This window comes from Modestobacter sp. VKM Ac-2985 (assembly GCF_026967925.1).
Taxonomy (GTDB): domain Bacteria; phylum Actinomycetota; class Actinomycetes; order Mycobacteriales; family Geodermatophilaceae; genus Modestobacter.
In genome coordinates this window covers 1,066,449-1,092,071 of record NZ_JAPVBI010000003.1, presented here as the reverse complement: position 1 = coordinate 1,092,071, position 25,623 = coordinate 1,066,449, and the positions used below count along the sequence as shown (strand labels likewise).

At 67.7% G+C, this 25,623-nt stretch carries 18 protein-coding genes; 10 read left to right on the top strand and 8 right to left on the bottom strand.

Features of this window, described 5'->3' with window-relative positions:
• Window positions 1-68 precede the first annotated feature (68 nt).
• The 7 genes from O2V61_RS21090 to O2V61_RS21060 all read right to left on the bottom strand — a co-directional run bounded on the left by O2V61_RS21090 (window position 69) and on the right by O2V61_RS21060 (window position 5,997).
• Complete coding sequence (locus tag O2V61_RS21090) at window positions 69-1,361, bottom strand: Fic family protein (protein ID WP_269185227.1); 1,293 nt, start codon at window positions 1,359-1,361, stop codon at window positions 69-71.
• Between the two features lie 564 nt (window positions 1,362-1,925).
• A complete protein-coding gene (locus tag O2V61_RS21085; RefSeq protein WP_269185226.1) occupies window positions 1,926-2,321 on the bottom strand; it encodes a nitrile hydratase accessory protein in 396 nt (131 codons plus the stop codon).
• A 14-nt stretch (window positions 2,322-2,335) separates the two neighbouring features.
• Window positions 2,336-2,962 carry a nitrile hydratase subunit alpha gene (gene nthA / locus O2V61_RS21080; RefSeq protein ID WP_269185225.1) on the bottom strand — a complete coding sequence of 209 codons (627 nt, stop codon included), beginning with the start codon at window positions 2,960-2,962 and terminating at the stop codon, window positions 2,336-2,338.
• Entirely contained in the window at window positions 2,962-3,723 is a 762-nt protein-coding gene (gene nthB / locus O2V61_RS21075) for a nitrile hydratase subunit beta (protein ID WP_269185224.1), read from the bottom strand. The genes nthA and nthB overlap by 1 nt, the downstream gene beginning before the upstream one ends.
• A complete protein-coding gene (locus O2V61_RS21070) occupies window positions 3,720-4,250 on the bottom strand; it encodes a DUF1097 domain-containing protein (protein WP_269185223.1) in 531 nt (176 codons plus the stop codon). The genes nthB and O2V61_RS21070 overlap by 4 nt, the downstream gene beginning before the upstream one ends.
• A 355-nt stretch (window positions 4,251-4,605) precedes the next feature.
• Complete coding sequence (locus tag O2V61_RS21065) at window positions 4,606-5,271, bottom strand: nuclease-related domain-containing protein (RefSeq protein ID WP_269185222.1); 666 nt, start codon at window positions 5,269-5,271, stop codon at window positions 4,606-4,608.
• A gap of 279 nt (window positions 5,272-5,550) precedes the next feature.
• Complete coding sequence (locus O2V61_RS21060; RefSeq protein WP_269185221.1) at window positions 5,551-5,997, bottom strand: hypothetical protein; 447 nt, start codon at window positions 5,995-5,997, stop codon at window positions 5,551-5,553.
• Between the two features lie 639 nt (window positions 5,998-6,636).
• Here O2V61_RS21060 and O2V61_RS21055 point away from each other — a divergent pair.
• The 4 genes from O2V61_RS21055 (at window position 6,637) to O2V61_RS21040 (ending at window position 10,262) form a co-directional block, all read left to right on the top strand.
• The gene (locus tag O2V61_RS21055) at window positions 6,637-7,383 is read left to right on the top strand and encodes a hypothetical protein (RefSeq protein ID WP_269185220.1); all 747 of its coding nucleotides are present in this window, start codon (window positions 6,637-6,639) and stop codon (window positions 7,381-7,383) included.
• Window positions 7,376-8,482: a hypothetical protein gene (locus O2V61_RS21050; protein WP_269185219.1), complete on the top strand. Its 1,107-nt coding sequence runs from the start codon at window positions 7,376-7,378 to the stop codon at window positions 8,480-8,482. The genes O2V61_RS21055 and O2V61_RS21050 overlap by 8 nt, the downstream gene beginning before the upstream one ends.
• A 589-nt stretch (window positions 8,483-9,071) precedes the next feature.
• Window positions 9,072-9,740 carry an endonuclease/exonuclease/phosphatase family protein gene (locus tag O2V61_RS21045; RefSeq protein ID WP_269185218.1) on the top strand — a complete coding sequence of 223 codons (669 nt, stop codon included), beginning with the start codon at window positions 9,072-9,074 and terminating at the stop codon, window positions 9,738-9,740.
• Between the two features lie 204 nt (window positions 9,741-9,944).
• The gene (locus O2V61_RS21040) at window positions 9,945-10,262 is read left to right on the top strand and encodes a hypothetical protein (RefSeq protein ID WP_269185217.1); all 318 of its coding nucleotides are present in this window, start codon (window positions 9,945-9,947) and stop codon (window positions 10,260-10,262) included.
• A gap of 47 nt (window positions 10,263-10,309) precedes the next feature.
• Here the strand turns inward: O2V61_RS21040 and O2V61_RS21035 are convergent, their stop codons facing one another.
• Window positions 10,310-12,082, bottom strand: coding sequence for a DUF2075 domain-containing protein (locus tag O2V61_RS21035; RefSeq protein WP_269185216.1), 1,773 nt, complete (start codon window positions 12,080-12,082; stop codon window positions 10,310-10,312).
• Window positions 12,083-12,305: 223 nt separating this feature from the next.
• On the opposite strand from O2V61_RS21035, the gene O2V61_RS21030 reads away from it, so the two are divergent.
• The 6 genes from O2V61_RS21030 to pglX all read left to right on the top strand — a co-directional run bounded on the left by O2V61_RS21030 (window position 12,306) and on the right by pglX (window position 25,618).
• Window positions 12,306-12,653, top strand: a complete 348-nt coding sequence (locus tag O2V61_RS21030) for a nucleotide pyrophosphohydrolase (RefSeq protein WP_269185215.1) — start codon at window positions 12,306-12,308, stop codon at window positions 12,651-12,653.
• A gap of 151 nt (window positions 12,654-12,804) precedes the next feature.
• Window positions 12,805-15,012, top strand: a complete 2,208-nt coding sequence (locus O2V61_RS21025; protein ID WP_269185214.1) for a hypothetical protein — start codon at window positions 12,805-12,807, stop codon at window positions 15,010-15,012.
• A gap of 124 nt (window positions 15,013-15,136) precedes the next feature.
• Window positions 15,137-16,804, top strand: a complete 1,668-nt coding sequence (locus O2V61_RS21020; protein WP_269185213.1) for a DUF262 domain-containing protein — start codon at window positions 15,137-15,139, stop codon at window positions 16,802-16,804.
• Window positions 16,805-16,875: 71 nt separating this feature from the next.
• Window positions 16,876-21,126 (top strand): BREX system serine/threonine kinase PglW, encoded by a 4,251-nt coding sequence (gene pglW / locus O2V61_RS21015; RefSeq protein ID WP_269185212.1) that lies wholly within the window; start codon window positions 16,876-16,878, stop codon window positions 21,124-21,126.
• Window positions 21,127-21,246: 120 nt separating this feature from the next.
• Window positions 21,247-21,936: a hypothetical protein gene (locus O2V61_RS21010; RefSeq protein ID WP_269185211.1), complete on the top strand. Its 690-nt coding sequence runs from the start codon at window positions 21,247-21,249 to the stop codon at window positions 21,934-21,936.
• A gap of 112 nt (window positions 21,937-22,048) precedes the next feature.
• Complete coding sequence (pglX, locus tag O2V61_RS21005; RefSeq protein ID WP_269185210.1) at window positions 22,049-25,618, top strand: BREX-2 system adenine-specific DNA-methyltransferase PglX; 3,570 nt, start codon at window positions 22,049-22,051, stop codon at window positions 25,616-25,618.
• Window positions 25,619-25,623 lie beyond the last annotated feature (5 nt).

Sequence of the window (25,623 nt, the reverse complement as noted above, 5' to 3'; positions counted from 1 at the left end):
CCGTCCGCGAGCGGATTGCTCCACTTCCTGCAGCAGCCCGGCGCGACCCATGCGTCATGGCCGGCTGGTCAGCCCTCGGGTGGAGCTGGGACGGGCCGGTTGGGTCCAGAGCACCTGGTGTCCCACCAGGTGCTCGCCAGTTGGCGCTCGGTGTGCGTCACGAGTGAGAAGACGTCGGTGGCGGTGTAGCCGGTCGTCCCGCGTTCGACTGACCGGCGCGCCAGGATGCCGGCGTCCGCCAGTTCCTCCAAGGCGGCGCGGGCGGGTGGGAACGAGACCCCCAGCCGTCGCTGCGCCGTGCGTGCGGTGAGGATGGGGACCTCGGGAAGTGTGCGGAGCAGCTTGTACGTCGCTGAGTCGGTTCGCGGCGTCTCCCGGAGGCCATGCGCAGTCCGGTGGTCGGCCAGCTTCATCTCCCACTCCGCCTGCAGCTCAGCGACCTGCCCGGCGAAGGTCCGTGCCTGTTCCGCGGCGACCGTGGTCGCGTCGAGGAAGACGTCCAGCCAGGCAGCGACGGCCGAAGCGGCCTCCGGGCTGTCGGGTGATGTCGAGTACCGGTAGGCGGTCAAGCCGTCGACGTAGCCGCGGCGCAGCGTGGCCAGCACCAGGCTGACGGGGAGGATGGCGCTGGGAGTCAGGCCGCGGCGGGTGAGCACGGTGTGGATGAGGGCCCGGCCGACGCGGCCGTTGCCGTCGGTGAACGGGTGGATGGTCTCGAACTGCGCGTGCACGATGCCGGCCTGGACGAGTGGTGCGTGCACCGAGCCGTTCATGTAGTCGACGAGGTCGGCCATCAGCTCGGGAACGAGCTCGGGTGGCGGTGGGACGAAGTCGGCGGACAGCGGGTGCCAGTTCGACCCGCCCACCCAGTTCTGCACTCTGCGGAGGCCGTGGTGCTTCTCCTCGGGGAGCAGTGCCCGGTGCAGCGCCTCGATGTCGGCCACCGTGATCTCCGCGGCGGACGCGAGGTCGTCACCGGCCCGGCGGAGGATGGTGATGTTGTTCGCCACCAGCCGGGCCTCGTCGCTGAAGCCACGAACGTCCTCGTCCTGGGCGAGCTCGGCCAGGGCAACCTGCTGCGGGGAGGGGGCGATCCCTTCGATCAGCGAGCTGGCGATGGCCTCGGAGCGGAGGAGGAAGCGCGACAACCCCTCGAGTCCCTGGGCTCCGGGTCCGGCGCCCAGTTCGCGGACGGCTCGCTCTGCGACGGTGGCTCGCTGCGTCGTGCTGCGGGACATGCCCAGCGGACGTGTGGTGACCATGTCGGGTGAGTACTGCCGGTAGGAGCCGAACAGTCGGTCGGAACGAGGGACCATGCTGAGGTCCGAGTGCTCCCACTCCGCATCCAGCCAGGTCGCCATGAGCACAACCTTTCATGACATCGGCTTCCGTTAAAGCATCACACGCGATCCTTTGATGTCCGGGAAGAGTGTGCAGGGGTAAGTCCCAGCGCGAGACGATCTGGACACGGTCGCACCGGCCGTCGTCACCGAGGGCAGCCGCTGACCGGAGGACGCCGGCAGGCGGCCGACGGCAACGAGGCGGCGCAGACCTGAGGCACCTCGGCGTCGATCAGGTGCGGCGCGTCACGCTGCACCCGGGCCCATGCCTCTGCGCTGCTCCGTCGTTCAGTAGGGCGTCGACCGCGCCGTCGAGGGCGATCATCGGTCGGGTTGTCCGCTCGCCGGCTGACGTCCGCCAACTCACCGACCGCTACCGCACTCACCGAGGTGTGTTCCCGCTCGGCCAGCCGGGTGAGCCGTTCGATCACCTCGACGGTGACGTCGCGCAGCACAGAGTCGGTATGAATCGATTCGTCCATACCTGCGTCGCACTCGTGGCGCCCAGGCGGCGGCGTCGGGAGTGCGCGTCGCGGGGCCGGTCGCCGGCCGAGGGGTGAAGGCCCTCGACCGGCAAGGCAGGGGTCACGAAGGTCGTGGCGTCGGAGTGCTGGGGACGGTGGGCGCTGGCGGCTGGTGGTCGTCGTGCTCGTCGCGGTCCTCGGGGTTGACGTAGCCCTCCTCCAGGAGCCCGTGCCCGGCGACCACCTCGTGCAGCGCGCTCACCCAGTGCTCGTAGTACTCCCAACGGCCGCGGGCGTCGGCCGGCGCCTTCTCCCAGGCACCGATCTCGCCGATCAGTGCCTGCTGGAAGTCCGTCCACTCGTAGTGCCGGAACTCCGACAGGGCCACCGCCAGGCCGAACGCGCGGCGCTGCCACTCGGCGTCGAAGGTCGGCTGGTCCAGGTCGGTGACGCAGGAGTCGTGGAAGACGGCCTTGCCGTCCGCGTCGTAGGTGAAGTCGACGACGTCGCTGCTCATCGGATCTCCTCGACTCAGACCGGGGCGGGGACGTCGGCGAGGGCGACGCCGATCATCGACTCGGTGGTGACCAGCGCGGCGAGCTGATCCTCGGTCCATCCCTCGGTGCCGGCCGGGCGTTCCGGGACGACGAACCAGCGGGAGTGACCGCTGGAGTCCCAGACGCGCACCTCGGTGTCGTCGTCCAGCGGCACGCCGAGCTCGGTCAGCACCGCACGCGGTTCGCGGGCCGCCCGGGCGCGGAAGACCGGGTCCTTGTACCAGTAGGGCGGCAGCCCGAGCACCGGCCACGGGAAGCAGGAGCAGAGGGTGCAGATGACCAGGTTGTGCACGCCGGGCTCGTTGAGCACGGCCGCGAGGTGCTCGCCCTCCGCGCCGGCCATGCCGTCGGGGAGGTCCAGCTGTGCGACCGCCGCGGGTGCGTCGGTGGCGAGCAGGGCGGCGAAGTCCGGGTCCACCCAGGCGCGGGCGACGATCTTCTGGCCGTTCAGCGGGGTCATCTCCGACTCGAAGTAGCCCAGCACCTTGTCGACCGTGGTGTGGGTGATGACTCCCTTCTCGATCAGCAGCGCCTCGAGCGCCCGGACCTGGGCGGCGCTCTGCTCTTCTCGGTCGGAGGGGTAGCTGAACGGGGTGCTCATCAGGCGGCGTCCTCGGTGCTGGCGGGCGGGTTGAGGTAGGTCTCGTAGAGCTCGACGTAGATCGGGCCAGCGTTCGGCTCGGCGGCGGCACCCCAGATCTCCTGCGGCTCGAAGCGGACGACGTACACCGGCACCGGCTGGTCGCCGAGGCCGTCGGGCCCGGTGGAGCAGAAGTAGGCGTAGCTGCCGGTCCAGACGCGCTCGATCACGCCGTCGCGGCCGCGCAGGTAGCCGGGCAGCCGGGTGTGGTCGCTGTGCGGTGGATTCCCGACGGTCACCGCGTCGCCCGCGGCGAAGCGTGGCTCGCCGGGGCCCCGGAAGGGGGTGTCGCCCTGCCGCAGGTAGCGGATGACCTGGTCATCGATCGAGTCGCTGGGGCGGACCGGCAACTCGGCGGTGGGGGTCTGCGCGTACTTGGCGGTGGTGGTGGCCAGCTCGTCGGCGGTGAGGTACCCGTGCTGCAGGAAGTAGGCGGTGATCCCGCCGAGCCACTTCTCGTAGTAGCGGAACTGGAAGTACTCGAAGGGGTTCATCGCCTCGGCGCCCTTGCGGAGGTCCGCCCACGTCCAGGTGGTGTTCACGGCCGCGCCTGCCGCTTCCATGTCGTAGCCGGCGTCGCGCAGCGAATCGCTGAGGCCCATCATCGCGGCGTGGATCCCGAAGATCCGCTTCTCCCAGTCCTCGACGAAGACGCGCTTCTCGAAGTTGACCGGTGTGGTCTCGAGCCCTTCTAGGCCACCGAGGGCGTGCTGCAGTTTCACGTCGAGGCTCCTTCCGTGGTGATGGTCGGATCACGGTGCTTCCCGCCGGTGAGGACGCCGGCGAGCCGTTCCGATGCGATGCCGAACAGGCCGCCGAGGACGAGGGCGGTGGCCACCATCAGGACCGGGTTCCCGATGCTGTCGGCGTAGGTGACGTCCCGGCCGGTGACCGCGGACGTGCCCACCGTGGTGGCGAAGCCCCAGACGATCGCGGGAATCGCGGTGAGCAGCGGTACGCGGGAGACGGCGACCATCCCGGCACTGCCGACACCCACGACGATGGCGGTGAGCAGCACGCCCAGCGTGGCCTGCTGGATGAGCAGCAGGCACAGCGATGCGATGACGACGCCGGTCAGGTTACTGGCGATCGACTGCACGAGACCGCTGACGCCACCGCCGAGGATGAAGAACGACGCCCAGGCGATGAAGACCACCCAGACCGGGACTTCGATGACCTCGGCGGTCAAGAGGACGGAGAGGGCGCCCAGCACCCCAATGCTCACCGTGAGCGCGTTCTTCTCACTCATGATCTGTGTCCATGCCGGTCGTCTCCCGTTCGTCGGGCCCGCGCTGGAACGTTCTGCCGTGGATCGTGGGGGTGCCGTGTTGCCGTGCCGTTGCGCACGAATCACGTTCACGGGACCGGTAGGAAGTTCCTTGCGGGGATCAGGAACGGACGAGAAAGCCCGGAATGGCCGGCGCTGGGCAGCTGGCCGATGGCAACCTGGCGACACAGGACCGGGGCCCATCTGGGTCCGTCATCTGCGGTGCGTTGAGCTAATCCACGACGCCGTCGTCCACACCACCCGCCGCGTCATCACTTGGCGCGCCGCACGCCGCACGCCGCAGGATCGCCGTGAGCCCAATCCGTCAAAGAGGTGATCAGTGTAGCTTTTCGGCCTGTAGCTGGGCGCGAACCTGCTCGTAGTCGGTGCGCTGTTCTCGGTAGGCCAGCAGCACATCAGCTGCACGCCTGGCGGTGTCCAAGTCGAGCTGGTCGTTGGCCCGAACGGCGCCCTCCACCCAAGTCGTCGAGTCGGCGGAGCCGGTGATGGTCACGTCGTCGTAGTGGACGACGGGAGGCATGAACGGTGCTCCCGGGCCGGTGAACAGCAGGACTGGCCGTACCGGGACGTCGACGCCCCTACTGCGCAGCAGTCGCTGCACCCGCACTGCGCCGTCTCGCGTCTGCGCGACTTTGCCGGCGAGGTCGGCGACCTTGGCCAGGTCCCGACGCCGGGAAAACGAGCTCTTGACCTCGACGGCCAGACATCCGCGCGGCGTCAAGACGACGTGGTCGACGTTCCCGTGCTCGAACGAGACGTCGCTGACCACGCCGTGGATGCCGGGGATCCGCCGGAGGTCTGTGCCGACGCTGCGCTCAACGAGCCGGCCGAGACGCGGGTGGAAAGTCCCATCGACGACCGAAAGCAGGACGATCGCCGCAACCGCGGTCGCGCCGACGTAGACGCCGATCACGAGGCCCGTCAGCAACGGGGAGTGGCGTACCACCAAGCTTGCGCCGGCTGCGGACACAACCAAGGCCACCAGGACAAGGGTCAAGTCCTTCCAGCGGTTACGAAGCAGTTCCGTTCGCCGGGTCCGAAGATCTCTGTCGAGCCAGGAGGCGCGTTGATGACGGCGATGGATCACCCGCAGGCGGAGTGCGCCGTGACGCCGTTGATACCTGAGACAGCTCACCTTGCTTCTTCGACCAGGTGCTCGGGGAGCCGGACGGCCGGAATGAGGACGTCACTCGACGGAGGTGTTCATCGAGCATGGTGCGCGACCCGGTGCCGTCTGGATGTCAGACGGCACGGGAGGACGTCAGGGGCAACTTTCCGACAGCTTCACGACACCGAAGTCGATCTGTCCCTCGACCTCGCCGGTGACCTGCTGGCCAGCTGGGATGTTCTGGTCGCAGACCAGCCAATCCCGGTCCAGGACCTGCATGCGGCTGCCCAGGGCGTCGTGCGACGTGCTGTACATGACGCCGAGGGTCTGCATTGCATCCTGTGCGTCCTGCAGCACCTGCCCGGTCATGTCGGGCATGGGGAAGTCGACCACTGCTGCGGTAGTCGCCGGCGCAACCGGTGCCTCCGCAGGCGTCGTCGGCGACACGGTGGTCGGAACCGGTGCAGGTGCGGGAGCCGGTGCCTCCTTCGTGACGGTGACGGTCGCCGGGCTGGCGACCGCCTCGTCCCCTCCGCCGCAGGCGGCGAGGAGCGGTAGGCCGGCGGCCAGGAGGAACGCGATGCTGGTGTGACGCTTCAAAGGGATCCCTCACGTGCGGTTGCTGGGCGAGGGAACGCTATGACCACCCGAACCCGAATCCGAGTCGCACATGTGCCGAAACTCGATCCGGATTTCAGCACGCCGACTTCTGAGCCACCAGCGCATCACGGATCACCCTGGCGCCAGGTGTACGAGGGGCGCGCGGCCAGTTTCGGAGGGCGTCCCAGGCACGACCTCATGACGTTGCGGCTGTGTGAGGCGACGTCTCACATTTCGGTCACTTTTCGGCGACGAGGAACCGGGGGAGCCGGTTCAGTCAGTCCGCACCGAGACTCCCATCGCCGACTGCTGATCGATGCGATCAGGGACGCACTGGCCGCCCGTGGGCTGACGACCATGGCGGAACGCCAGCAGGCAATCGAGGCTGTCGCTGGGCGGTCGGTGGAGTCGCTGCGGTCGCTCACCCGCGCCGAGGCGTTGCATGTCCTGTCGGAATTGAGCCCCACCTCGGCGCTCCGGGAACCTGGTGACGCCTCAGCCTCATGGCGCCCAGGGCAGATCGGCGCCTGACGGCGATCACGGACCCCTCACGCCACATTGGCCACGACATCGCGGGTGGCTGCCACACGAGCATCTCCCCTCGTGGTTGGTTCCAGCGAACGGCAAAGGGAGTACCAGGTGACGACCACACCAGCGAGCACGTCGATGCACTCGTGCAGTCTTCAGGCGGACGACACGGCTCCGGTTACGGAAGCGGATGTGTGCGCGCTGCTGCGCTACGTCGACGACCAGATCGGCGACGGGTGGACCGAATGGCCTGGCGGCCGGCCCGGTGAGATTGAGGTGGCGCTGGTCGACGCTGTCTTGTCGATCCGCGCACGCTATGGGCGGGCTGCCCGTGACGGGTCGCGGGCGACGGGGGTCCACCGGGCAGTCGCCGCCTACCGGGAGCTGCGCGCCCCGACTGAGGTTCTCGACGACCTCCGGGCTCTCGCCTCGTTCGACTGGCGCGAGGTGGAGAAGGCCGTGGGTCGCCAGGTCACGAGTGGCGTGCCCAAGGCGGCGGCCATCGTGGAGGCGGCCCAGCGACTGGTGCGCTGCGGCGTCACGTCCTCTTGTCAGCTCAACCTGGAAGACGACGACCAGCGGCGGGCCTACACGGGCGTCACTGGACTCGGTTGGGTGACCTGGGAGTACTTCGGCATGCTCCTCGGCCGGCCTGGTGTCAAAGCGGATCGGTGGGTTATCGCCGCGGTGGCCGACGCCGTCGCACGGCCCGTCTCCCCGTATGAAGCGCGAGACGTGGTCCTGGCTGCCGCCGCCGCACGCGGCGACAGCTCCACACGCCTCGAGCACGCTCTCTGGGCCCATCGCCGCAGGGCAGCACTGCCGACCACGATCGCTGCGGAGACCTCGGGTGACTGATCAGGCCATCTTCCTCGCCATCGAAGGGCAGCTCATCGCCTTGCGGCAGACTGACTACGACAACGAGGACGTGCTCCAGCGTGTACTGGCCCAATTCCCCGAGCTGATCGCGGGAGTTGCCACGTCAGATGAGCGCCCGAGACTCCTGCTCGTACGGCGGGAGATGCCCGTCACCGCCTCGGACAGCGTCGGCCTCTCCCTGGACCACCTGTTCATCGACCAGGCGGGGACACCAGTACTGGTGGAGGTCAAGCGCGCCAGCGACACACGAGCCCGTCGTGAGGTCGTCGCACAGATGCTGGACTACGCCGCGAACGGGATCACCACGTGGCAGAACGACCTCCGCGATGCCGTCGCTCAGGCGGCCGGCACGTTGGATCCTGCCCAGTACCTCGAACAACAGCTCGGCGTCGGCGATGCGGAGGCCTTCTGGTCGACCGTCGAGGACAACTTGCGTGCTGGCCGCATTCGTTTGATCTTCCTGGCCGACCGGCTGGCACCCGGCCTCGTACGGATCATCGAGTTTCTCAATGAGCAGATGCGGGACGTCGAGGTGCTCGGAGTGGAGCTCCCGCAGTACACGGGCGAGGGTGATCAGGTCGCCTACGTCCCGCGGGTCGTCGGTCGGACAGCTGCGGCGGTGGACTCCAAGCAACGACGTTCGAGACGGGCTCCGTGGACCGAGGCCACGTTGATCGCCGCACTGGAGCAGCGTGAGCCAATCGTGCGAGCGCTGGTCGAGCGGCTCATCGCGCACGTGAAGGCGCGGGGTGGGCGCTTCTCCTGGGGGTCGGGTGGAACTGCAGGGGTGACCGGCTGGTACTCGGTGGACGGCAAGGACACCCCGGTCTGGAACATCAACGTCGGAGACGGGTCCACCAGAGGACAGCTCTACTTCCTGCTACCGGAGTACGCATCCCGGCACCCCGTCCGCATCGACAGTCTTGCCGTTGCGGTGGCTGGGATCGACGAACTCGTCGGCAAGGTCGAGCAGGTCCGTGCCCGCGGGTGGAGCGGATGGCCGTCCCTCCCACTCGAGCGAGCAGCCGGGATGCCCGACCGAGTCCTGGTGCCGGTCGAGGTGGCCACCGATGACTGAGGCAAGCAGCGTTCACTGGCCGCAGTCCCGTCGGACCGCTCGGGTCCGGACCGCAGCGTGAGGGGAGCGACCAGGTGCCGCAGGAAGTAGGGCTGTGGCGGGTCGACCGGGACAAGCCGGTGGAGCTCGCAGCCAAGGGCGTCCCGCTGGAATCCCAGTTGGAGACGATGATCGAAGCCGATCCGGGGATCCTCGGGACACGGCTCCTGCTGATCGGCCGGCAGGTCCCCACCGACTTCGGAACTACTGGGGCGCCATCCGGCTCATGTCCTCGCGAACAAGGCTGCCCTCGACCGCCACAGGATAGAGCTGGCCGACCACGGGGCCCCTGCCGCGCAGCTCGCAGCCATCTCCGACGTTCGGCTGCTCGACATCATCTGTTGGCGACTGCCCAATACGCTGCCGCCGCGAGTGAGACGCCGTCGCCAGCGGAGTGCCGCGCGATGAGTGAACCGGTGGCCCAGAGCAGCATGGGAGCACCCGAGTCACGACAGATGACGGGCGATGAGGTGGTTGTCGAGGCCGAGCGATGTCCGGTCCTGGGCACTGTTGGACCTGCGCACAACCCCCGGGCAAGGAGCGCCGACGCATGAGGATCGGAACGTGGAACCTGGAGGGTCGGTGGAAGCCGGAGCACGAGGCGCTCCTGGCTGATGCGAACTGCGATGTCTGGTTGCTGACGGAGGTCAACGAGAGAGTCGAGCTCCCCGGTTATCACCAGCACTTCGGCGATGCGCGGATGAGGCCTGGCTGTCGGTGGGCAGGCGTTTACAGCCGATCCCACATGACCCCCGTGCCAGACCCGCACGTGGCCAGCGCGGCCGCGGTGGTCGACGGGGTCACGTACTGCGCCACGATCTTGCCGTGGAAGGGGGCGGGTGGAGAGCCCACGTGGCCGGGTGCCGAGCCCCCGCGGAACGTGCACTCCGGTCGGATGCGGTACGCCTTGGAGGAGTTGCTCGCTGGTCTGCCGCGCACCGGTCTGGTGTGGGGTGGCGACTGGAACCAGGCGCTGTACGGCCCAGAGTGGGCGGGCAGCAAGGGCGGCCGGGCGCACGTCGTCGCCGCGGTTGAGCGGCTCGGCCTGTACGTGCCGACGGCCGGCCTGCCCCACCGACTGGAGGGCCACCTGAGCATCGACCACATCGCAGTCCCGCATCGATGCCGAGTGGTGGCTGTCGAGCGTCGGACGGCGGTGGGTCTCAGTGACCACGACTGCTACGTGATCGATGTGGAGCCCGGGGCGCCGTCGTCCTGACGCGCTCCTCCTCTGGCTGCTGCGGCGGCGGCACCTGAAAGCCATGTTCATCGCGCCGAACGTGATGTCCGCGGACTGATTCGGCTCAAGTCGGCTCCCGCTCTGGTGATGCGGGCCGCGGGGTAGCGCACCGACCCGTTGGGCGTCCCTACCGGTGTAGTCGTCCTCCCGGTGTCCCCTGGCATGACCTCTTAGCATGGCGCCGTGTCAGGCGACCTCTCACTCTTCGGCGACGACCCACCGGATGAGCCGGCTCAGCCAGTCCCTGCTGAGGCATCCATCGCCGACTGGCTGGTCGATGCGATCAGAGAAGCTCTGACTGCGCGCGGCTTGGTGACCATGGCCGAGCGACAAGAAACGATTGAGTCCGTCGCCGGGCGGCCCGTTGAGTCCGTGCGCTCGCTGACCCGCGGGGAAGCGCTGCGCGTCTTGAACCACCTGACTCCCGAGCCAGCGGCTCAGACGGGGTCGACGTCGGCGTGGGACGGCCGCGACGAAGACACCTGGATCGACCGACTCTGAGTGCCGGCTGGCCGCAGCTCCACCGAGCGCTGTCAACGCGAAGCAGTTCAGTTGACGAGGTCGTCCAGTAGCTGCTGGGTCTCCGGATCGGTCGAGTGCAGGTAGACGCCACGCAGACCGCGCGTCAGCAGCACTTTGTAGACGTTGCGCACGAGCACGTCGAAGTCCGCATCACTGACCCGCTGCCTGTTGCGGAAGTCCGGATCGCGGTTGGCACTGCGCACGGCGACCCAGCGATCTGTGCGCCACACCAGGTCGGGGCCGAGCAGGACGCCGTTCCACTCGTACTCGAAGCCCTGTGCGGTGTAGACGCAGCCGACCTGGCCAAAGCCGCGGTCGTCACTGGCCCACAGGGCGGCCGGCGGGGCGTCACCCACTGAGCGCTCGCGCTTGAGGTTCCACGGGCGGGACCAGTCGCCGATCGTCACGTCCGAGACGAGCGACCCGTCGGACCTCGGGTCGCTCCAGGGCCAGCAGTAGCCGGCGGCCATCCGGGCGTTCTGGTGCTGGGCCAGCTTCTCCGCGAGTGCTGCCTCCATGGCGGACGGCGACGGCGCCGTCCGGACCTCGAAGCGTTCGTCCCCGCCCCACTTCTCCGGACCCCCCGGAGCCAGACCGAGCAGCCGCTCGACCCATTCGACGTACTCGGCGCTGCCACCGCTGCGGTACTGGGTCGACAGGTCGATCTCGTGGACGTCGATGCCGCGTTCGCGGGCGTGCTTCTCGATGTCCTGGACCGTGCCCATCTCTCCGGGGCGCACGACCTGGTTCTGGTCGAGCAGGAACACCGACACGAAGGCTGCGTCGATCAGCTCGTCGATCTGCCGCTTGTCGCTGCGCAGCTCGGCCTTCGTCCAACGGTTGGCCGAGGTCTCCCGCAGTCGGTGCGCCTCGTCGGCGATGAGGACGTCGAGACTGTTCTTGGCGACGTCCATAAACTGGTTGAAGTACCGGAACAGAGCGGCCGTGCGCGGCGCTCGGCGACCGGCCACCTTGCGCAGCGTCTGCGTGAACGACCGAGAGCCGGTGGCGTGCGCGACGCGGACGCCGCGCCGACTGAGTTCACCGAGCAGAGAAAGCGCGATGACGCTCTTCCCGCTGCCCGGCCCGCCCGAGACGATGACGACCGACTTGTGATCGCCTCCGCGGGCCTTCTCCACCTCATGGAGCACCAGATCGAAGGCGACCCGCTGCTCGTCGAGGAGCACGAACTGCTCCCGCGTACGGATTTCCTCCGCCGCGACGGCGAGCAGCTGCTTGCTCGGGGCGACAGAGGACCGCAGCAACCGGTCGGCGTGAATCGAGGCGTTGGCGGGGGAGAGGCGGTACCGGAGGAAGTCGTGGAAGTCGCCGCGTTCGCGTCCGGTGAACAGGCGGCCCAGCTCGTCCTGCGGGTAGCCGCGGAGCGCACTGACGCGGTCATCGGTCGCGTTGTGCAGGTAGGCGGCTCCGGCGAGGACGTCGTTCGTGCCGTGCAGGACACCGAGGAAGTCGAGCAGGTACTCGCCGTAGTAGCGCACTTGGGCGACCGGGTGCAGCACGGGACGGTTGCCGTAGGTCGGCTGGACGACGAGCTCCGGCTCGTCCTCGAACAGGGTCGCCTGCGTCCACTGCTTCAGTTCGAGGACGATGTAGGACGGCCCGCCGCGCTGCGGGTGCTCGCCGGCCAGGATGACGTCGATCCGCTTGCTGGACAGGGGGAGCTGGTACTCGAGCAGCACCTCGACGCCGCCCAGACCGGCTTGCTCGAGGTCGGCGGCGAGAGCGGTGAGGCTCGCGTCCCACGAGCGCATCTCGGCCGCGGAGGGCGAGCGGTTCATGCGATGCGACATTTGAGTCGCCAGCGTGGACGCCAGCGAGCCGGCGTCAGCGAGCGTCTTGAGGCCATGGCCGGACGTACGAAGAAGTGGCAAGGACCTGTCCCCGGGCAGCACGAATGAACGTGCGGGTGGGGGCATGTCCAAGAGTTCGGAAGCCAGTCGAACCGCGTAGTCATCACCCTAGACGGGACGCCGGTCACACCCGGTGACCGATACTCCAGCGGTGAGCGACCTGGCTGACTTGACCGCCCAGATGCGTGAGTTCACCGAGGTACGCGACTGGGGTCGCTTCCACGACCTCAAGTCCCTCACGCTCGCGCTGGTCGGCGAGGTGGGGGAGGTCGCCGAGCTCGTGCAGTGGCTGCCCGCTGAGGAAGCAGGCGGGACAGCGGAAGGCAGTCACCTGCGTGAACGGTTGGGGGAGGAGCTGGCGGACGTCCTGCTCTACCTGGTGCGACTGGCCGACGTGTCCGGTATCGATCTCGCTGCTGCGGCTCGGTCCAAGTTGGAAGCGAACAGCCAGCGCTTTCCGGCTACCACCAACCTGGGCGTCGCTCCTGTCCGCGACTGAAGCCGACGTCGGAGTGTCGTTCCCCGCTCCTGCCGACGGCCTCGCATAGTCAACGGGCCGGCGCGATGGGCGTCGGCACAGCGAGCACGGCCCAACGGGCTTCCCTCAGGACATGCCCTCACCCGCTGCGAACACCGGACGGCGCGGATGAGTGACGTATTGGGTCGGCTCGATCTCCTTCGAACAGCGTGACAACTGGCAGATCTGCAAGCGCGAATCGCTCTTCGGCTCGAACACCCCCACCGCGCTGGGCGTGCGCGCGGGAGATGAGCTCTTCATCTGGGGTTCGAAGCAGGGGTGGCTGGCGCGCTGCCGGGTCACTGAAGATGCACGTCGCCCCGCCGGGATCGAAGAAGTCCCTTGGCCGGATCCACAGCATTACAAGGCGCTCATCCCGGTCGAGGTCCTCGACGAGCCTGCCGCGCCGGTCCCCATGGCGGGCCCAGAGCTCAAGCGCACCGTCGGCATCGACACCGTCCGCTTGCCTCAGTTCCCGCGCATCGACCTCCAGCGAGCCGAGCGTCTGACGGTCCTCCTGGCCGACGAATTCGAGCGCCACGGCGACTGGGACAGGACGCCGGTGCCTTCCCCAGTCGACACGGACGAGCCGCTGCTCGCGGCGCTGACCGAGCTGAAGGTAGACCGGCAGCTGGGCAAGCCGGCGCCCTATCAGCAGCTGGTCCTCCTGTGGGCGATCAACAAGGCAATACACGGCCGAGAGCGGATGCAGCCCTTCTCCGATGTCCGGGATGAGCTTCGCAGTCTGCTGACGCCGTTCGCGGTCGGCGACAGCCAGCCGGACCCGGAGCTGCCGTGGTTCGCGCTCCGAAAGTCGCCGTGGTGGCAGCTGTTCGGCGCACCAGACGGTCCCGTGTCTCGAGGAGGCAGAGACTTCGTCCGCACCGAAGACCCGGTCGCGGGCTTGGCCCGGGCGGCTCACGACCGCGTGCGAGACGACCGGGCGTTCCGCAGCCGCGCCATCGAGCTGCTCACCGCGCCGGTCGCGGAGCATCCCGCCCTGCAGACCGCCCTGGGCTCGCTGTTCCCAGCGGAATCTCCAGCGCCGGAGGTCTACGCCGGTGGGGACGAGAACCAGGAAGCTGTCGACCTCCTGACCGTGCTCATCGGACGCAGGCTCGAGACGACGACGAATGGCGCTGTCAATGAGGTCCTCGCCGTCGAACCCCCGAACGTCCTGGTCGCAACGTCGAAGTCTCCCCAAGGACAGCTGGTCCCCATCGCCGAGGTGCAGACAGCCCTCGACCTGCTTGGTCGGGACGGTCAGGTCACCATCGACGTCCCGACCCTCGGGCACCGCAGCTCGTTCGTCGGCGCCGTTCTCGCCAGCCGGGAGGACGTCGTCGTCGCTGGCGCCCCGCCGGTCGTCTCGCTACACGATGCTGACAGCAGGGGCGCCGGCGGCAAGGCGCAGGACAGCGGCGGCCTGCACCTCAAGCCGGGCGAACAGATCAAGCGCACTGCGTTGCATGAGCGGTATGGAGGCAGCGGACAGGGTGGCATCAGCCCGTCGTCGCAGTCGCCGAACATCCTCATCTTCACGGACCCGAAAACCGGGGAGCAGCACGGCTACTTCGACGGCTGGCAGGCGGATGGCCTGTTCCACTACACCGGCGAGGGGCAGCGAGGGGATCAGCAGATGATCCGGGGAAACCGGGCCATCGTGGATCATCGGGCGGCCGGTCGGGCGCTTCAGGTCTTCGAGGGCTCGAAGGACGTCATCCGGTACATGGGCCAGTTCGAACTCGACGAGCGCGAGCCCTCGTACGAGACAGACGCCCCCGAGACGGGCGACGGGCCTGTTCGCAAGGTGATCGTCTTCCGGCTTCGCCCGCTCACGGCACGTGCACCAGCGGAGCGCTCGCCACTTGCGTCAGTCACCGTTGGTCCGATCGTTGCTGACGTCCCCATCGAACAGCAGCACACGGAGAGAGCCTGGATCAACCCGAAAGCCGAACCGATCGAGGCCGAACGTCGAGAGGCGAAGCTGGTGATCGCATTCGAAGCCCACCTACGGGCGAGGGGACGAGCTGTGTCCCGTAAGAGAGTCCTTCCGCCTGGGGAGCACAAGCCGATGTACACGGACCTCTACGACGACACAGTCAAGGCGCTGGTGGAGGCGAAGGGAACCACGTCACGGGAAGCTGTGCGGATGGCACTGGGGCAGCTCGCCGATTACAGCCGATTCGTAGCCGCCACGCATCGAGCTGTTCTCCTGCCCGAGAAGCCCCGACCTGACTTGCAGGATCTTGCGGCCAGTCAGCATGTCGCAGTCATCTGGCAGACGCCAGATGGCTTCGACTCCACGGCCCCGAGATTGGTTGCCGACCGACCGTCGTAGCCACGGTGACGGGCACGCGCCTCATGATTTCCGTGGAAGCCCTGTGCTGAGTGACACGGAAGGGAGCCGACACGCGGTCGGCCGGATCGTCCGGGCGGAGGCGGGCATCACGCAGACTGCGGGCATGCAACAGCTGGAAGCCCACGAGGTCCCACTGCACAAGATCTTCTGCAGTGACTACGACTTTCGCATCCCCGATTACCAGCGCCCGTATGCGTGGGAGCGGGAGCAGGCCACCCAGCTGCTGGAGGACCTGGTCGATGCGCTAGACCGCGGTGACGAAGAGCCGTACTTTCTAGGCTCTATCGTGCTGGTCAAGCGGAAGGGCGTGTCGGAGGCTGAGGTCATCGATGGCCAGCAGCGGCTGACGACGCTCACCATCCTCCTGGCGGTCCTCCGCGACCTGACCGAGGACGACGAGCTGCGTCAGAACCTGGAGACGCTGATCGTCGAGCCGGGCAGCAAGATCCGGAAGCTGGCGCCCAAGCCTCGTCTGGCGCTTCGTGCACGTGACGCTGGCTTCTTCCAGGACCACATCCAGGTCACTGGCGCGACCACCACCTTGGTCGCGGTGAACAAGGACAGCCTCAAGACCGACGCGCAGCGGTCAGTCCGAGAGAACGCCATCGCCCTTCGGGAGAAGCTGAAGACCTGGAACGAGGATCGACGTCTCGAGCTGGTTGCGATGCTCAGCGAGCGGACCTTCCTGGTCGTGGTGAGCACGCCCGACCTCGACAGCGCACACCGCATCTTCAGTGTGATGAACGCCCGAGGACTGGATCTGTCGCCGGCTGACATATTCAAGTCGCTCATCATCGGCGAGCTGCCCGACGGCGCATCCAGCGAGTACGCCACCAAGTGGGAGGACGCGGAAGAGGCGCTCGGACGCGACGACTTCGCCGACCTGTTCCTGCACCTGCGCATGATCTTCTCCAAGGAACGCGCGCGCAGGGAGCTGCTCAAAGAGTTTCCCGAGCAGGTGCTGGCTCAGTTCAAGGGAAAATCAGCAGCGTTCATCGATCAGGTGCTGCTGCCGTACGCCGACGCGTACGAGCAACTGCGCGACCAGTCGTACTCAGCCAGCGCGAGTGCGGAAAAGGTCAACCGCTGGCTGACGCGCTTGTCCCAGCTGGACAACAACGACTGGCGGCCGCCGGCGCTCTGGGCGTTGCGCCACCACTCGGACGACGCCACTTGGCTAAACGAGTTCTTCCAAAAGCTCGAGCGGCTAGCAGCCAGCATGCTCTTGCGGCGCGTCTACGCCACCCCACGAGCACAGCGGTACGCGGACTTGTTGGCTGATCTGGAAAGGGTCGGCCTTGACGCGCCGGGCTTCGAGCTGACACCCGAGGAGCGCGCTGAGACCGTCGACCGCTTGAACGGCGACATCTACCTCGTCACCAAGGTGCGCAAGTACGTCCTCCTGCGGCTGGACGAAGCCCTGGCCAACAATCCCGGGGTCACGTACGACCACGCGATCATCACCGTCGAGCACGTCCTGCCGCAAAACCCCTCCACCACCTCGAAGTGGGTCCAGGACTTCACGGACGACGAGCGCCTGCAGTGGACGCACCGCTTGGGGAACCTGGTCCTGCTCAACCGTGCCAAGAACTCCGAGGCGCAGAACTACGACTTCGACACCAAGAAGGCGCGCTACTTCACCGGCAAGACCGGTGTCGCGCCATTCGCGCTGACGGTGGGCGTCGTCACCGAGGCAGCGTGGACGCCGGAGCTGCTCGAGAAGCGCCAGCAGGAGCTCCTCTCCACGCTCTCGGACGAGTGGGACCTGTAGCCAGACAGTCGGGTGGATCGCACACGGCTGTCAGACTGATGCCGATCAGCCGCAAGCGCGAAGGAGAACGAGTGCCGCAGACGCCCCGATGGGTTGAGGTGACGCCGTCGCCCTTCCCGCATGAGGCAGAGGGTCTGCGACTGGTCCGCGAGCTGCTCCCGCAGACCTCGCCCTACCGGGCGTGGTCGAACGTTGAGTTCCGCGATGGCCAGGGCAAGTGGCACGAAGTCGACCTCATCGTCCTGGGCCAGCGACGCCTGCACCTGGTGGAGCTGAAGTACTACAGCGGCACCCTGCGCGGCGACGATCTCCGCTGGCGCCGCGACGGACACCGGGCTGAGGACTCTCCGCTCAAGCTCGCTCGCCGGAAGGCTCAGCGTCTCGCCAGCAAGCTGCGCGACGAGTTGGTCCGCTGGGCGGAGGAGACCGGTACACCGATCGACGACGTCCGTCGGATCGTCCCGTTCGTCCAGGAGTCGGTGTTCCTGCATCACCCGGGGCTGCGTTCCATGCTTCCTTCGGCGTCCCAGCTGGATCTGTTCGGCCTCGACGGGAACGAGCGCAGCTCTGGCCTGCCGGGCATCGCGAGCCGGCTGCTGGAGCCGCCCACCCCCACGGACGCCGTTGGCGCCAACCGCGAGGAGATCCTCGCGATGCTGATGGGTCGCATCGGCCTGGTTCGACGTCGACAGCGCGAGGTCGGCTCGTGGGTCATCGACGACGAGCCGCTCGGTGAAGGGGAGGGCTGGCAGGACTGGTCAGCCACCCATCGGCACATCGGCAGCGACCGGGCGCGCATCCGCGTCCGGGTCGTGCCGCCGGGTGCCGAGTCGCAAGAGGTCACCCGCGTTCGCAAGGTCGTCGAACATGAGTACCGGGTCATGTCTCGCCTGACCCACGACGCCGTCCTTCGCCCCCGCGACCTGGTGGATGACGACCTCGGCGTCGGGCTGGTCTACCCCTACGACGAGAGCTTCCAGCGCCTTGACCTGTGGCAGGCGGACCGGCCGCAGGGCGTTCCGCTGACCGACCAGCTCTCGCTCCTCCGCCAGGTCGCAGAGGCTGTCGGCTACGCGCACGGGCACCGAGTGGTGCACCGCGGGCTGACTCCCTCCGCCATCTGGGTCAAGGAACAACCCAGTGGCGGACTGCGAGTGCTCGTTGGTGATTGGCAGAGCGCCGGGTCAGCGACGGGGGAGAATCTGACCGGCGTCACGACCACTGGTGTGACCGCACTGGTCGCAGCAGAGCTGGTCAACGACCGCCTTGGCGTCGTCCTGCAGCCCGCCGCGGTCGACCTCGATCGGCGACAGGCGGAGGCGTTCCAAGCGCCAGAGGGCGTGTGGAACGCCGGGGCTGATCGGGTTCGCCTAGACGTCTTCAGCCTTGGTGCTGTTGCCTACTTCGTGCTCGCCGGCCGTCCGCCGGCCGCAGACCGTGCCGGTCTCCGCGAACGTATCCAGCGCGACCACGGTCTCGATCTCGCGGCGGACCTGCCGCAGATCTCCTCGGCCATGCGGGCTCTCGTGCTGGAGGCCACCCGGCCCTCGGTGAGCGACCGGTTGGCCGATGTCGGGGCTTTCCTCGAACGCCTTGCTGCCGTCGAGCGGGCCGGCACGGCCCTCGACGAAGTCATCGACCCGCTGGACGCCATCGCCGGTGCCGTGATCGACGACCGCTGGCAGCTGGAGCGCCGGCTGGGCGCCGGATCCACAGCGGTGGGCCTGCTGGTCAGTGACCTCACCATCGGAACGGGCCCCGATGCCCGACGCGTACTCAAGGTCGCCATCAACGACGCCGCCACGGCTCGGCTCGACGCCGAGGCCTCCGTGCTGGCATCGCTGAACCATCCCCGGGTGGTCCGGCTCGTCGACGGGCCGATCCAGGTCGGCACCCGACGGGCCCTCGTCCTCGAACCCGCGGGCGACCAGACCCTGGCGGATGTCCTGAGCGCCCGACAGCGGCTGTCGCTCGACCTCCTCGAGCGGTGGGGCACCGACCTCCTGGAGGCGCTCGTCGTCCTCGACAAGGCGGGTGTCGACCACCGCGACATCAAGCCGGCCAACTTGGGTGTCCGCGAAGGACGAAGCCGCACGGACCGGGTCAAGCACCTGACGCTCTTCGACTTCTCGCTCACTCAGGCCGGAGCCACGGCAGTCACGGCTGGGACGCCGCCGTACTTAGATCCGTTCCTCGACAGCCCGGGACGCGGCCGCTTCGACTCCGCCGCGGAGCGGTACTCGGCGGCCGTCGTCCTTTTCGAGATGGCCACCGGCCGCCCACCGGTCTACGGGGACGGATTGAGTGATCCGGCGTTGATCCCCGACGATGCGACGGTCGACCCGTCTCTCTTCGACTCCTCGCTCGCCGCCGCCTTGGTGCCGTTCTTCCACCGCGGCTTGTCGCGTCGGGTCGCCGATCGCCAGCACACAGCGGCGGAGATGCTCGCCGAGTGGAAGGCGTTGTTCGCACCTGTCGACAGCACAGTGCCGGACGACGCGGACGCGCAAGCCGAGAGTGCGGATGCGTCAACGTCGCTGTCGCAGTCAGGTCTGTCGGCGCGCGCCCTGTCAGCCATCGAGCCGCTCGCAGTCAGCACCGTCGGTGACCTCGTGGCCATCGACCCGGTCCGCCTCAACCGGCTCTCCGGCGTCTCCGAACCCACGCGACGGGAGGTGAAGCAGCGCGCCAAGCGTTGGCGCGACCGGTTCGGTGTCGCCGTGATCGGCCGGGGCGCGCAGCGACCCGAACGCCCATCCGGGGGCTCACTTTCAACCCCGGCCACTGCAGCTGACCTTCTCGTCGCGACCGTCGGCAACGCTCGGGCCGACAGCAGGCGTCACGCGGCGGCACTCCTGCTGGGTGTCGAGGACGGCGTCGACGCCTTCGTCACCCAAGGGGAGCTCGGCGAGGCGCTCAAGGTCACCCGACCACGAGCGGCTCAGCTGGTCGGCGAGATGCAGGACGGCTGGGCTGCAGACGCAGGTAGCCGCCAGCTGCTCACCGAAGTAGCGGACGTCGCTACTGAGGCGCTGGCCGCTTTCGGCGGTGTGGCAACAGTCGACGAGCTGGCCGGTGCCGTGCTGGCGTCCATGGGACCGGCCGAGTCCGACCAGGTGGACCCGGCGCGGCTGGCCGCGGGACTGCTCCGGGTGGCGGTGGACCGCACCGACGCCCTCGATCGGGCGGAGGCCGGCGGGGAGCCGTTGGCCAAGCGTCGACGGAACGGGCGCCTGCTGGCGCTGGCGACCCAGCCCGATCTGCTCGACCTCGCAGATGCGCTGGCCCGACGTGCGGATGAGCTGATCCGCCAGGCGCGGACGGCGTCAGATCCCGTGATCGCTGCCGGCCGGGCCGGCGCAGCTCTACGTGAGGTCGCTGGTGCCGGAATTGGTGCGCGTGCGCCGCTGCCCGATGCCCGGTTGGTGCAGCTGGCGGCCTCGTTGTCGCAGACCGCAGCGGTCTCCGGCCGGGGCGAGCTCCACGACCGTGACCTGGACGCCGTCGCCGCGCTCCGGATGGCACTCGCTGGTGTCACCGGCGCTCAACCCATCGCCGCGCAGGAGATCCGAGACCGAGTCCGGGCCCGCTTCCCGCAGCTGCCCGCGCTACCCGAGCGGCCGCGGTTGGACACACTGGTCAGTGACGCCGGACTCAACCTGCGCTACGACGAGCAGCACCGGGCGTTCCGGGCTTTGGCCATCACCAGCTCGACCGACCTTGAATCTCGGATGGACACGTGGGTGGCGCTGCCCGGCGCTCCGTTGTCCGTGTCCGGAGGTCAACTGGACCGCAGGCTGACTGAGAGCGCGCGCTCCCGGTCATTCCTGGCGTTGGGCGTCTCCGCACCCCGCCACGATCGCGCCGTCACGACGCTTGTCGAGCGACACGGCGCTCGGGTTCTCGACGTGACCGGGGTGTTCATCGACGCGCTGCGGACCCAGTCCGAGGGCAAGATCGGCTGGACAGACGTCGTGGCCGCGGACGCCCGCCCAGCCGGCACGCGCGAGGCGCTCGGACTGTCCCGACTCGTCGAGTTCGCGCTTCCGGCCATCAACCGGGCTATCGAGGCAATGGACGGTGAGAGCCCCCTCCTGCTGGTTGAGGCGTCGCCGCTATCTCGGTACGACAAGCTGTCGATGCTGAGCCGGTGGACGGATCTGTCCGCCCCCCGACGACAAGCGGTGTGGGTGCTCGTCCCTCAGCTGGCCGGCAACACAGGGCCGATGCTCGATGGACGCCCTCTGCCATTGGCCGCGCCGGGGCAGTTTCTCCGTCTGGACGATGAGTGGCTTGCACCGGTCGCCCCAGCCACTGCCTGACACGCGGCGGCGCAAGCGCTCGCCACTCGGGGTGAGCCGCCAGAGGAACGGCGCACCGTGATGGCACGATCACCGGAACGCAACCGGAACGGATGCCCAGCACCACAACGAGGGGGAGCCATGGCCGGTTCGATGGAGCCTGTCCGGCAGGCGTTGACTGGAGCCTTGGACAGGGCGCTTCAGGTCAACCACGGCATGGTCGATGCGTACCTGACGCGTGCCCGCCGCGGCCGACCGGACGCCGGGCCGGCGGAGATTATCGGCTCGCTTGAGCGGCAGTATCTGGCGGCCGTGGCGACGCTGGGCTTCGGGGCCGGAGCGGCTGCGGCCGTGCCTGGAGCAGGAACGGCGATTGGCCTGGCGGTCAATCTGGCTGAGGTGGCCACCTTCATTGAGGCGAGCGCGGTTTTCGCCTTGGCCGTCGCCGAGGTGCATGGCGTGCGAGTCGACGAGCTCGAGCGACGTCGCACGCTGGTGATCGCGGTTCTCCTCGGCAATAGTGGCTCGAGCTTCGTGCAGAAGGCGGCAGGGCGCAGTGGCCCCTACTGGGCACGGAATCTCGTGAAAGCCATCCCCATGACGAGCATCGATGCGATCAACCGAGTCCTCGGCCGACAGTTCATGACGAAGTACGGGACGAAGCAGGGCATCTTGGTGCTCGGGCGTGAGCTGCCGTTCGGTATCGGTGCGGCCATCGGTGGTGGCGGCAACGCCCTCCTTGGTCGAGCGACCATCTCTGCCGCTCGACGGGCCTTCGGACCGCCTCCCGTCGCCTTCGGCCCGTCCGAACCGCTGTTCGCTCAGGCGTGAGTGTCATCCGGTCTGTTGCCCCGGCGGCTCTGTCCGCCTAGCCCATCAACAAGGCTGCTCTCGGTGCGAGTGCCGACGGGCGCTGAGCGAACGCTCAACCCAGGAGTTTGACGTGAGTGCACCAAAGAGCCTGACCGCCGCCCTGCAGAAGCAGGTACTGCGGTTGGAGGACGATCTCCGGGCGCGCGTGGAGCAGGACGAGTCCACGCGCCAGTCGTGGCAGGCAGGGCACCGTGAGGCGATCTCACGACGTCGCACCGCATCCGCCTGGCAGGCGTGGCGGGACGACCGAGTGACGCAGGCCGCCGTCGCGTGGGTGCTGACGACGGTCTTCGTTCGCTTCTGTGAGGACAACCGCCTGGTCGAGCCGGTGTGGCTCGTTGGACCGGCCGAGCGCCGGCAGGAGGCGCTGGACGCCGAGCTGGCCTTCTACCGAGAGCAAAGCCAGGGGGGCGCGGATGTCACGGCTCGCGACTGGCTGTTGCAGGCCGTCGATCACCTGGCCAGCCTCAAGGCAACCACTGCACTGGTCGACCAGCATGCTGCTCTGCACTTGGTCCAGCCGTCAGGCGATGCCGCGGGCGCGCTGGTCGCCTTCTGGCGCGAGCGGGGTGACGACGGCGCGCTCACCCATGACTTCACCGACACGGAGCTGGACACCCGCTTTCTGGGCGACCTCTATCAGGACCTGTCCGAGCATGCGAAGGCGACGTTCGCGCTACTGCAAACCCCAGAGTTCGTCGAGGAGTTTATCCTCGACCAGACCTTGGAGCCGGCACTCGCTGAGCGACCGCTAAAGGGGTTTCGACTGATCGACCCGACCTGCGGCTCTGGGCACTTCTTGCTCGGGGCCTTCGACCGGCTGCTGGACCGCTGGCAACGTCACGCGCCCGGTATGGAGCGCCAGGCGCTAGTGCAGGCAGCGCTGGACGCCATTCACGGGGTCGACCTTAACCCATTCGCGGTCGCAATCGCTCGCTTCCGGCTGACCGTGGCGGCGCTCCAGGCGTCCGGACTGCGGTCGTTGGAGGACGCCCCTGGATTTGGCTTTCACCTTGCGGTTGGCGACTCCCTGCTCCACGGGGCAGGTCAGCAGACCCTGCAGGAAGACGCCGACCTATCCGGCTTCACCTACGCCACCGAGGACCTGGCCGTCCTGCGAGCAATCCTCGCGGACGACACCTATGACGTGGTGGTCGGCAACCCGCCGTACATCACCGTCAAAGACAAGGAGCTCAACCGGGAGTACCGCGAGCGCTATCCGCGCACGTGCAAAGGTACGTACGCGATGACGGTTCCGTTTATGGAACGCTTTTATCGCTTGGCTAGGGAAGGCCGCGACAGTCAGGCGGCAGGCTGGACAGGGCAGATAACGTCGAACTCGTTCATGAAGCGTGAGTTCGGTAGTAGGTTGATCGAGAACTTTCTGGTAACTAGGGACCTTCGACTGGTTGCTGACATATCTGGCGCCTACATCCCCGGTCATGGCACACCCACCGCTATTCTCGTCGGCCGAAATCAGCGACCGGTAGGCTCGACGGTCCGTGCCGTGCTGGGAGTTCGGGGCGAGCCCGGGCGTCCCGAGGATGCCGCCAACGGGGTCGTTTGGCGAACTGTCGTTGATCACGTCGATCAGGCAGGTTGGGACGACGATTGGATTTCGGTAACCGACCTAACACGGGAGTCGCTATCGAGACATCCTTGGAGCCTGTCCGGTGGTGGGGCAACCCAGCTTGTTGAGCAGGTCGAAGCGGCGGGTGCTGGGACGCTCGGCGATGTGATAGCCGGAAAGATCGGATTCGCCAGTTTCCCTGGTGCCGACGACTGTTTCTTCGCCCCGCAGGCGGCGTTGCGTCGAGACGGGGTGCCTCTTTCGATGCGGCGCCCGGTGATTACCGGAGAGGTCGTCAGGGACTGGGGTGTCGGAGTGGGGGACTATGCGCTGACTCCTTATGACGCTAAGGCGAATTTGCTACCGCTCGACACCTCTGCCCGGTGGGCACGTCGGCAATGGCGCAACCGGACGATCTTGGCTAGTACTACTGGGTTCGGTGGCGAGACGAAGGCCTCGTCTGGCGCCCCTTGGTGGGGGTGGTATCGGTGGGTTGCTGAGCGGTACTCAAAGCCGCTATCTATCACGTTCGCCGAGGTGGCCACGCACAACCACTTCGCGTTAGACCGTGGCGAACGCGTCTTCAAGCAGACGGCCCCTGTTATCAAGCTTCGCGCAGATGCTTCAGAAGACGAGCATTTGGCTCTTCTGGGAGTCTTGAATTCTTCCACGGCCTGTTTCTGGCTTAAGCAGGTGTGTTTCAGCAAGGGGAATGGCGGAATCGGCGGAGGCATCGGAGATGAAGCGTGGGAGCCCCGATACGCATTTAATGGTGCGAATATCGCGGACGTCCCGCTGCCGGCGGCCCTGCCGCTCTCGAGGGCGCATCGCTTGGATTCCCTCGGGACCGAGGCGGACCGCACCATATCTGAGCTTCTGGTCGAACATGGGCCATCTTTGAGTGAGCGCATGTTGGCTGTTGCCGCGCAGGCGAAGCTGAGGCGTGAGCGGATGATCTCGCTTCAGGAAGAGTTGGATTGGGAAGTCTACGGGCTTTACGGGCTGATCGATGAGGATCTGACGTGCCTCGATGAGGATCTGCCCGGGCTGGCGTTGGGCGAGCGGGCTTTCGAGATAGCCCTCGCTCGAAGGGTGCAGCGCGGCGAGGAAAAGACAGCTTGGTTCAGCCGGCACGGCGCCGCGCCGATCACCGAAATTCCAATGCACTGGCCTGCCCGGTATCGCGAGCTGGTGCAGCGCCGCCTCGACCTGATCATGAGCGACCCGGCCATTCGCCTGCTGGAGAAACCGGAGTACAAGCGGCGGTGGGCGTCCGAGTCGTGGGAGAAGCGGCAGGCTGCTGCGTTGCGTGACTGGCTACTCGACCGGCTGGAGGGCCGGGAGTACTGGTTCGATCGGCAGGGCCGGCCGGCGCCGCGGAGCGTGGCGCAGCTCGCTGATGAGGTCGCCCGGGACGAGGACATGGTTAGCGTATTGGCGTTGTGGGAGGGGCGCCCTGACGTTCCGGTGGTGCAGTCACTGTCGAAGCTCCTGGCCGATGAGGCTGTGCCGTACCTGGCTGCCTTTCGGTATAAGGACTCCGGCCTGCGTAAGCGGGAAGCGTGGGAGCAAACCTGGGCGCTGCAGCGCCGTGAAGACGCTGAACGGCGGTGGGACCAGTCGATCTCGGTGCCGCCCAAGTACGCCCCTGCGGACTTTCGGAAGGTGTCCTACTGGCAGGCGCGCGGGAAGCTCGACGTCCCGAAGGAGAGGTTCATCCTCTATCCGGACGCCGGTCGCGAGACCGATCCGACTGTGCTGCTTGGGTGGGCCGGTTGGGACCACGCGCAGCAGTCCCTGGCGCTGTCGGTAGTCGTCGGCGCCCGTGAGGCCGACGGCTGGGACGACTCCCGTCTCGTGCCGCTGGTCGCTGGGTTGGCCGAGCTGCAGCCCTGGGTCGAGCAATGGCATGCCGACGTTGACCCCGCTTTCGGCGTCAGCCTGGCAGGTTTCTGTCGCGAGCAGCTCACCGCACGAGCCAGTCAGGTGGGTAAGACCCTCGACGAGCTCGCAGCATGGCGTCCTGAGCCGGCCGCTCGAGGCCGCAGGCCCCGCGGCAGTGCCTCATGACCCAC

What these genes read in the sequence shown, in the direction of transcription:
- O2V61_RS21085 (WP_269185226.1), bottom strand. Translation starts at nt 2,321, where the DNA reads ATGAGCAGCGACGTCGTCGACTTCACCTACGACGCGGACGGCAAGGCC.
- O2V61_RS21090 (WP_269185227.1), bottom strand. Translation starts at nt 1,361, where the DNA reads ATGGCGACCTGGCTGGATGCGGAGTGGGAGCACTCGGACCTCAGCATG.
- nthA (WP_269185225.1), bottom strand. Translation starts at nt 2,962, where the DNA reads ATGAGCACCCCGTTCAGCTACCCCTCCGACCGAGAAGAGCAGAGCGCC.
- O2V61_RS21035 (WP_269185216.1), bottom strand. Translation starts at nt 12,082, where the DNA reads ATGAACCGCTCGCCCTCCGCGGCCGAGATGCGCTCGTGGGACGCGAGC.
- O2V61_RS21070 (WP_269185223.1), bottom strand. Translation starts at nt 4,250, where the DNA reads ATGAGTGAGAAGAACGCGCTCACGGTGAGCATTGGGGTGCTGGGCGCC.
- O2V61_RS21010 (WP_269185211.1), top strand. Translation starts at nt 21,247, where the DNA reads ATGGCCGGTTCGATGGAGCCTGTCCGGCAGGCGTTGACTGGAGCCTTG.
- O2V61_RS21020 (WP_269185213.1), top strand. Translation starts at nt 15,137, where the DNA reads ATGCAACAGCTGGAAGCCCACGAGGTCCCACTGCACAAGATCTTCTGC.
- O2V61_RS21045 (WP_269185218.1), top strand. Translation starts at nt 9,072, where the DNA reads ATGAGGATCGGAACGTGGAACCTGGAGGGTCGGTGGAAGCCGGAGCAC.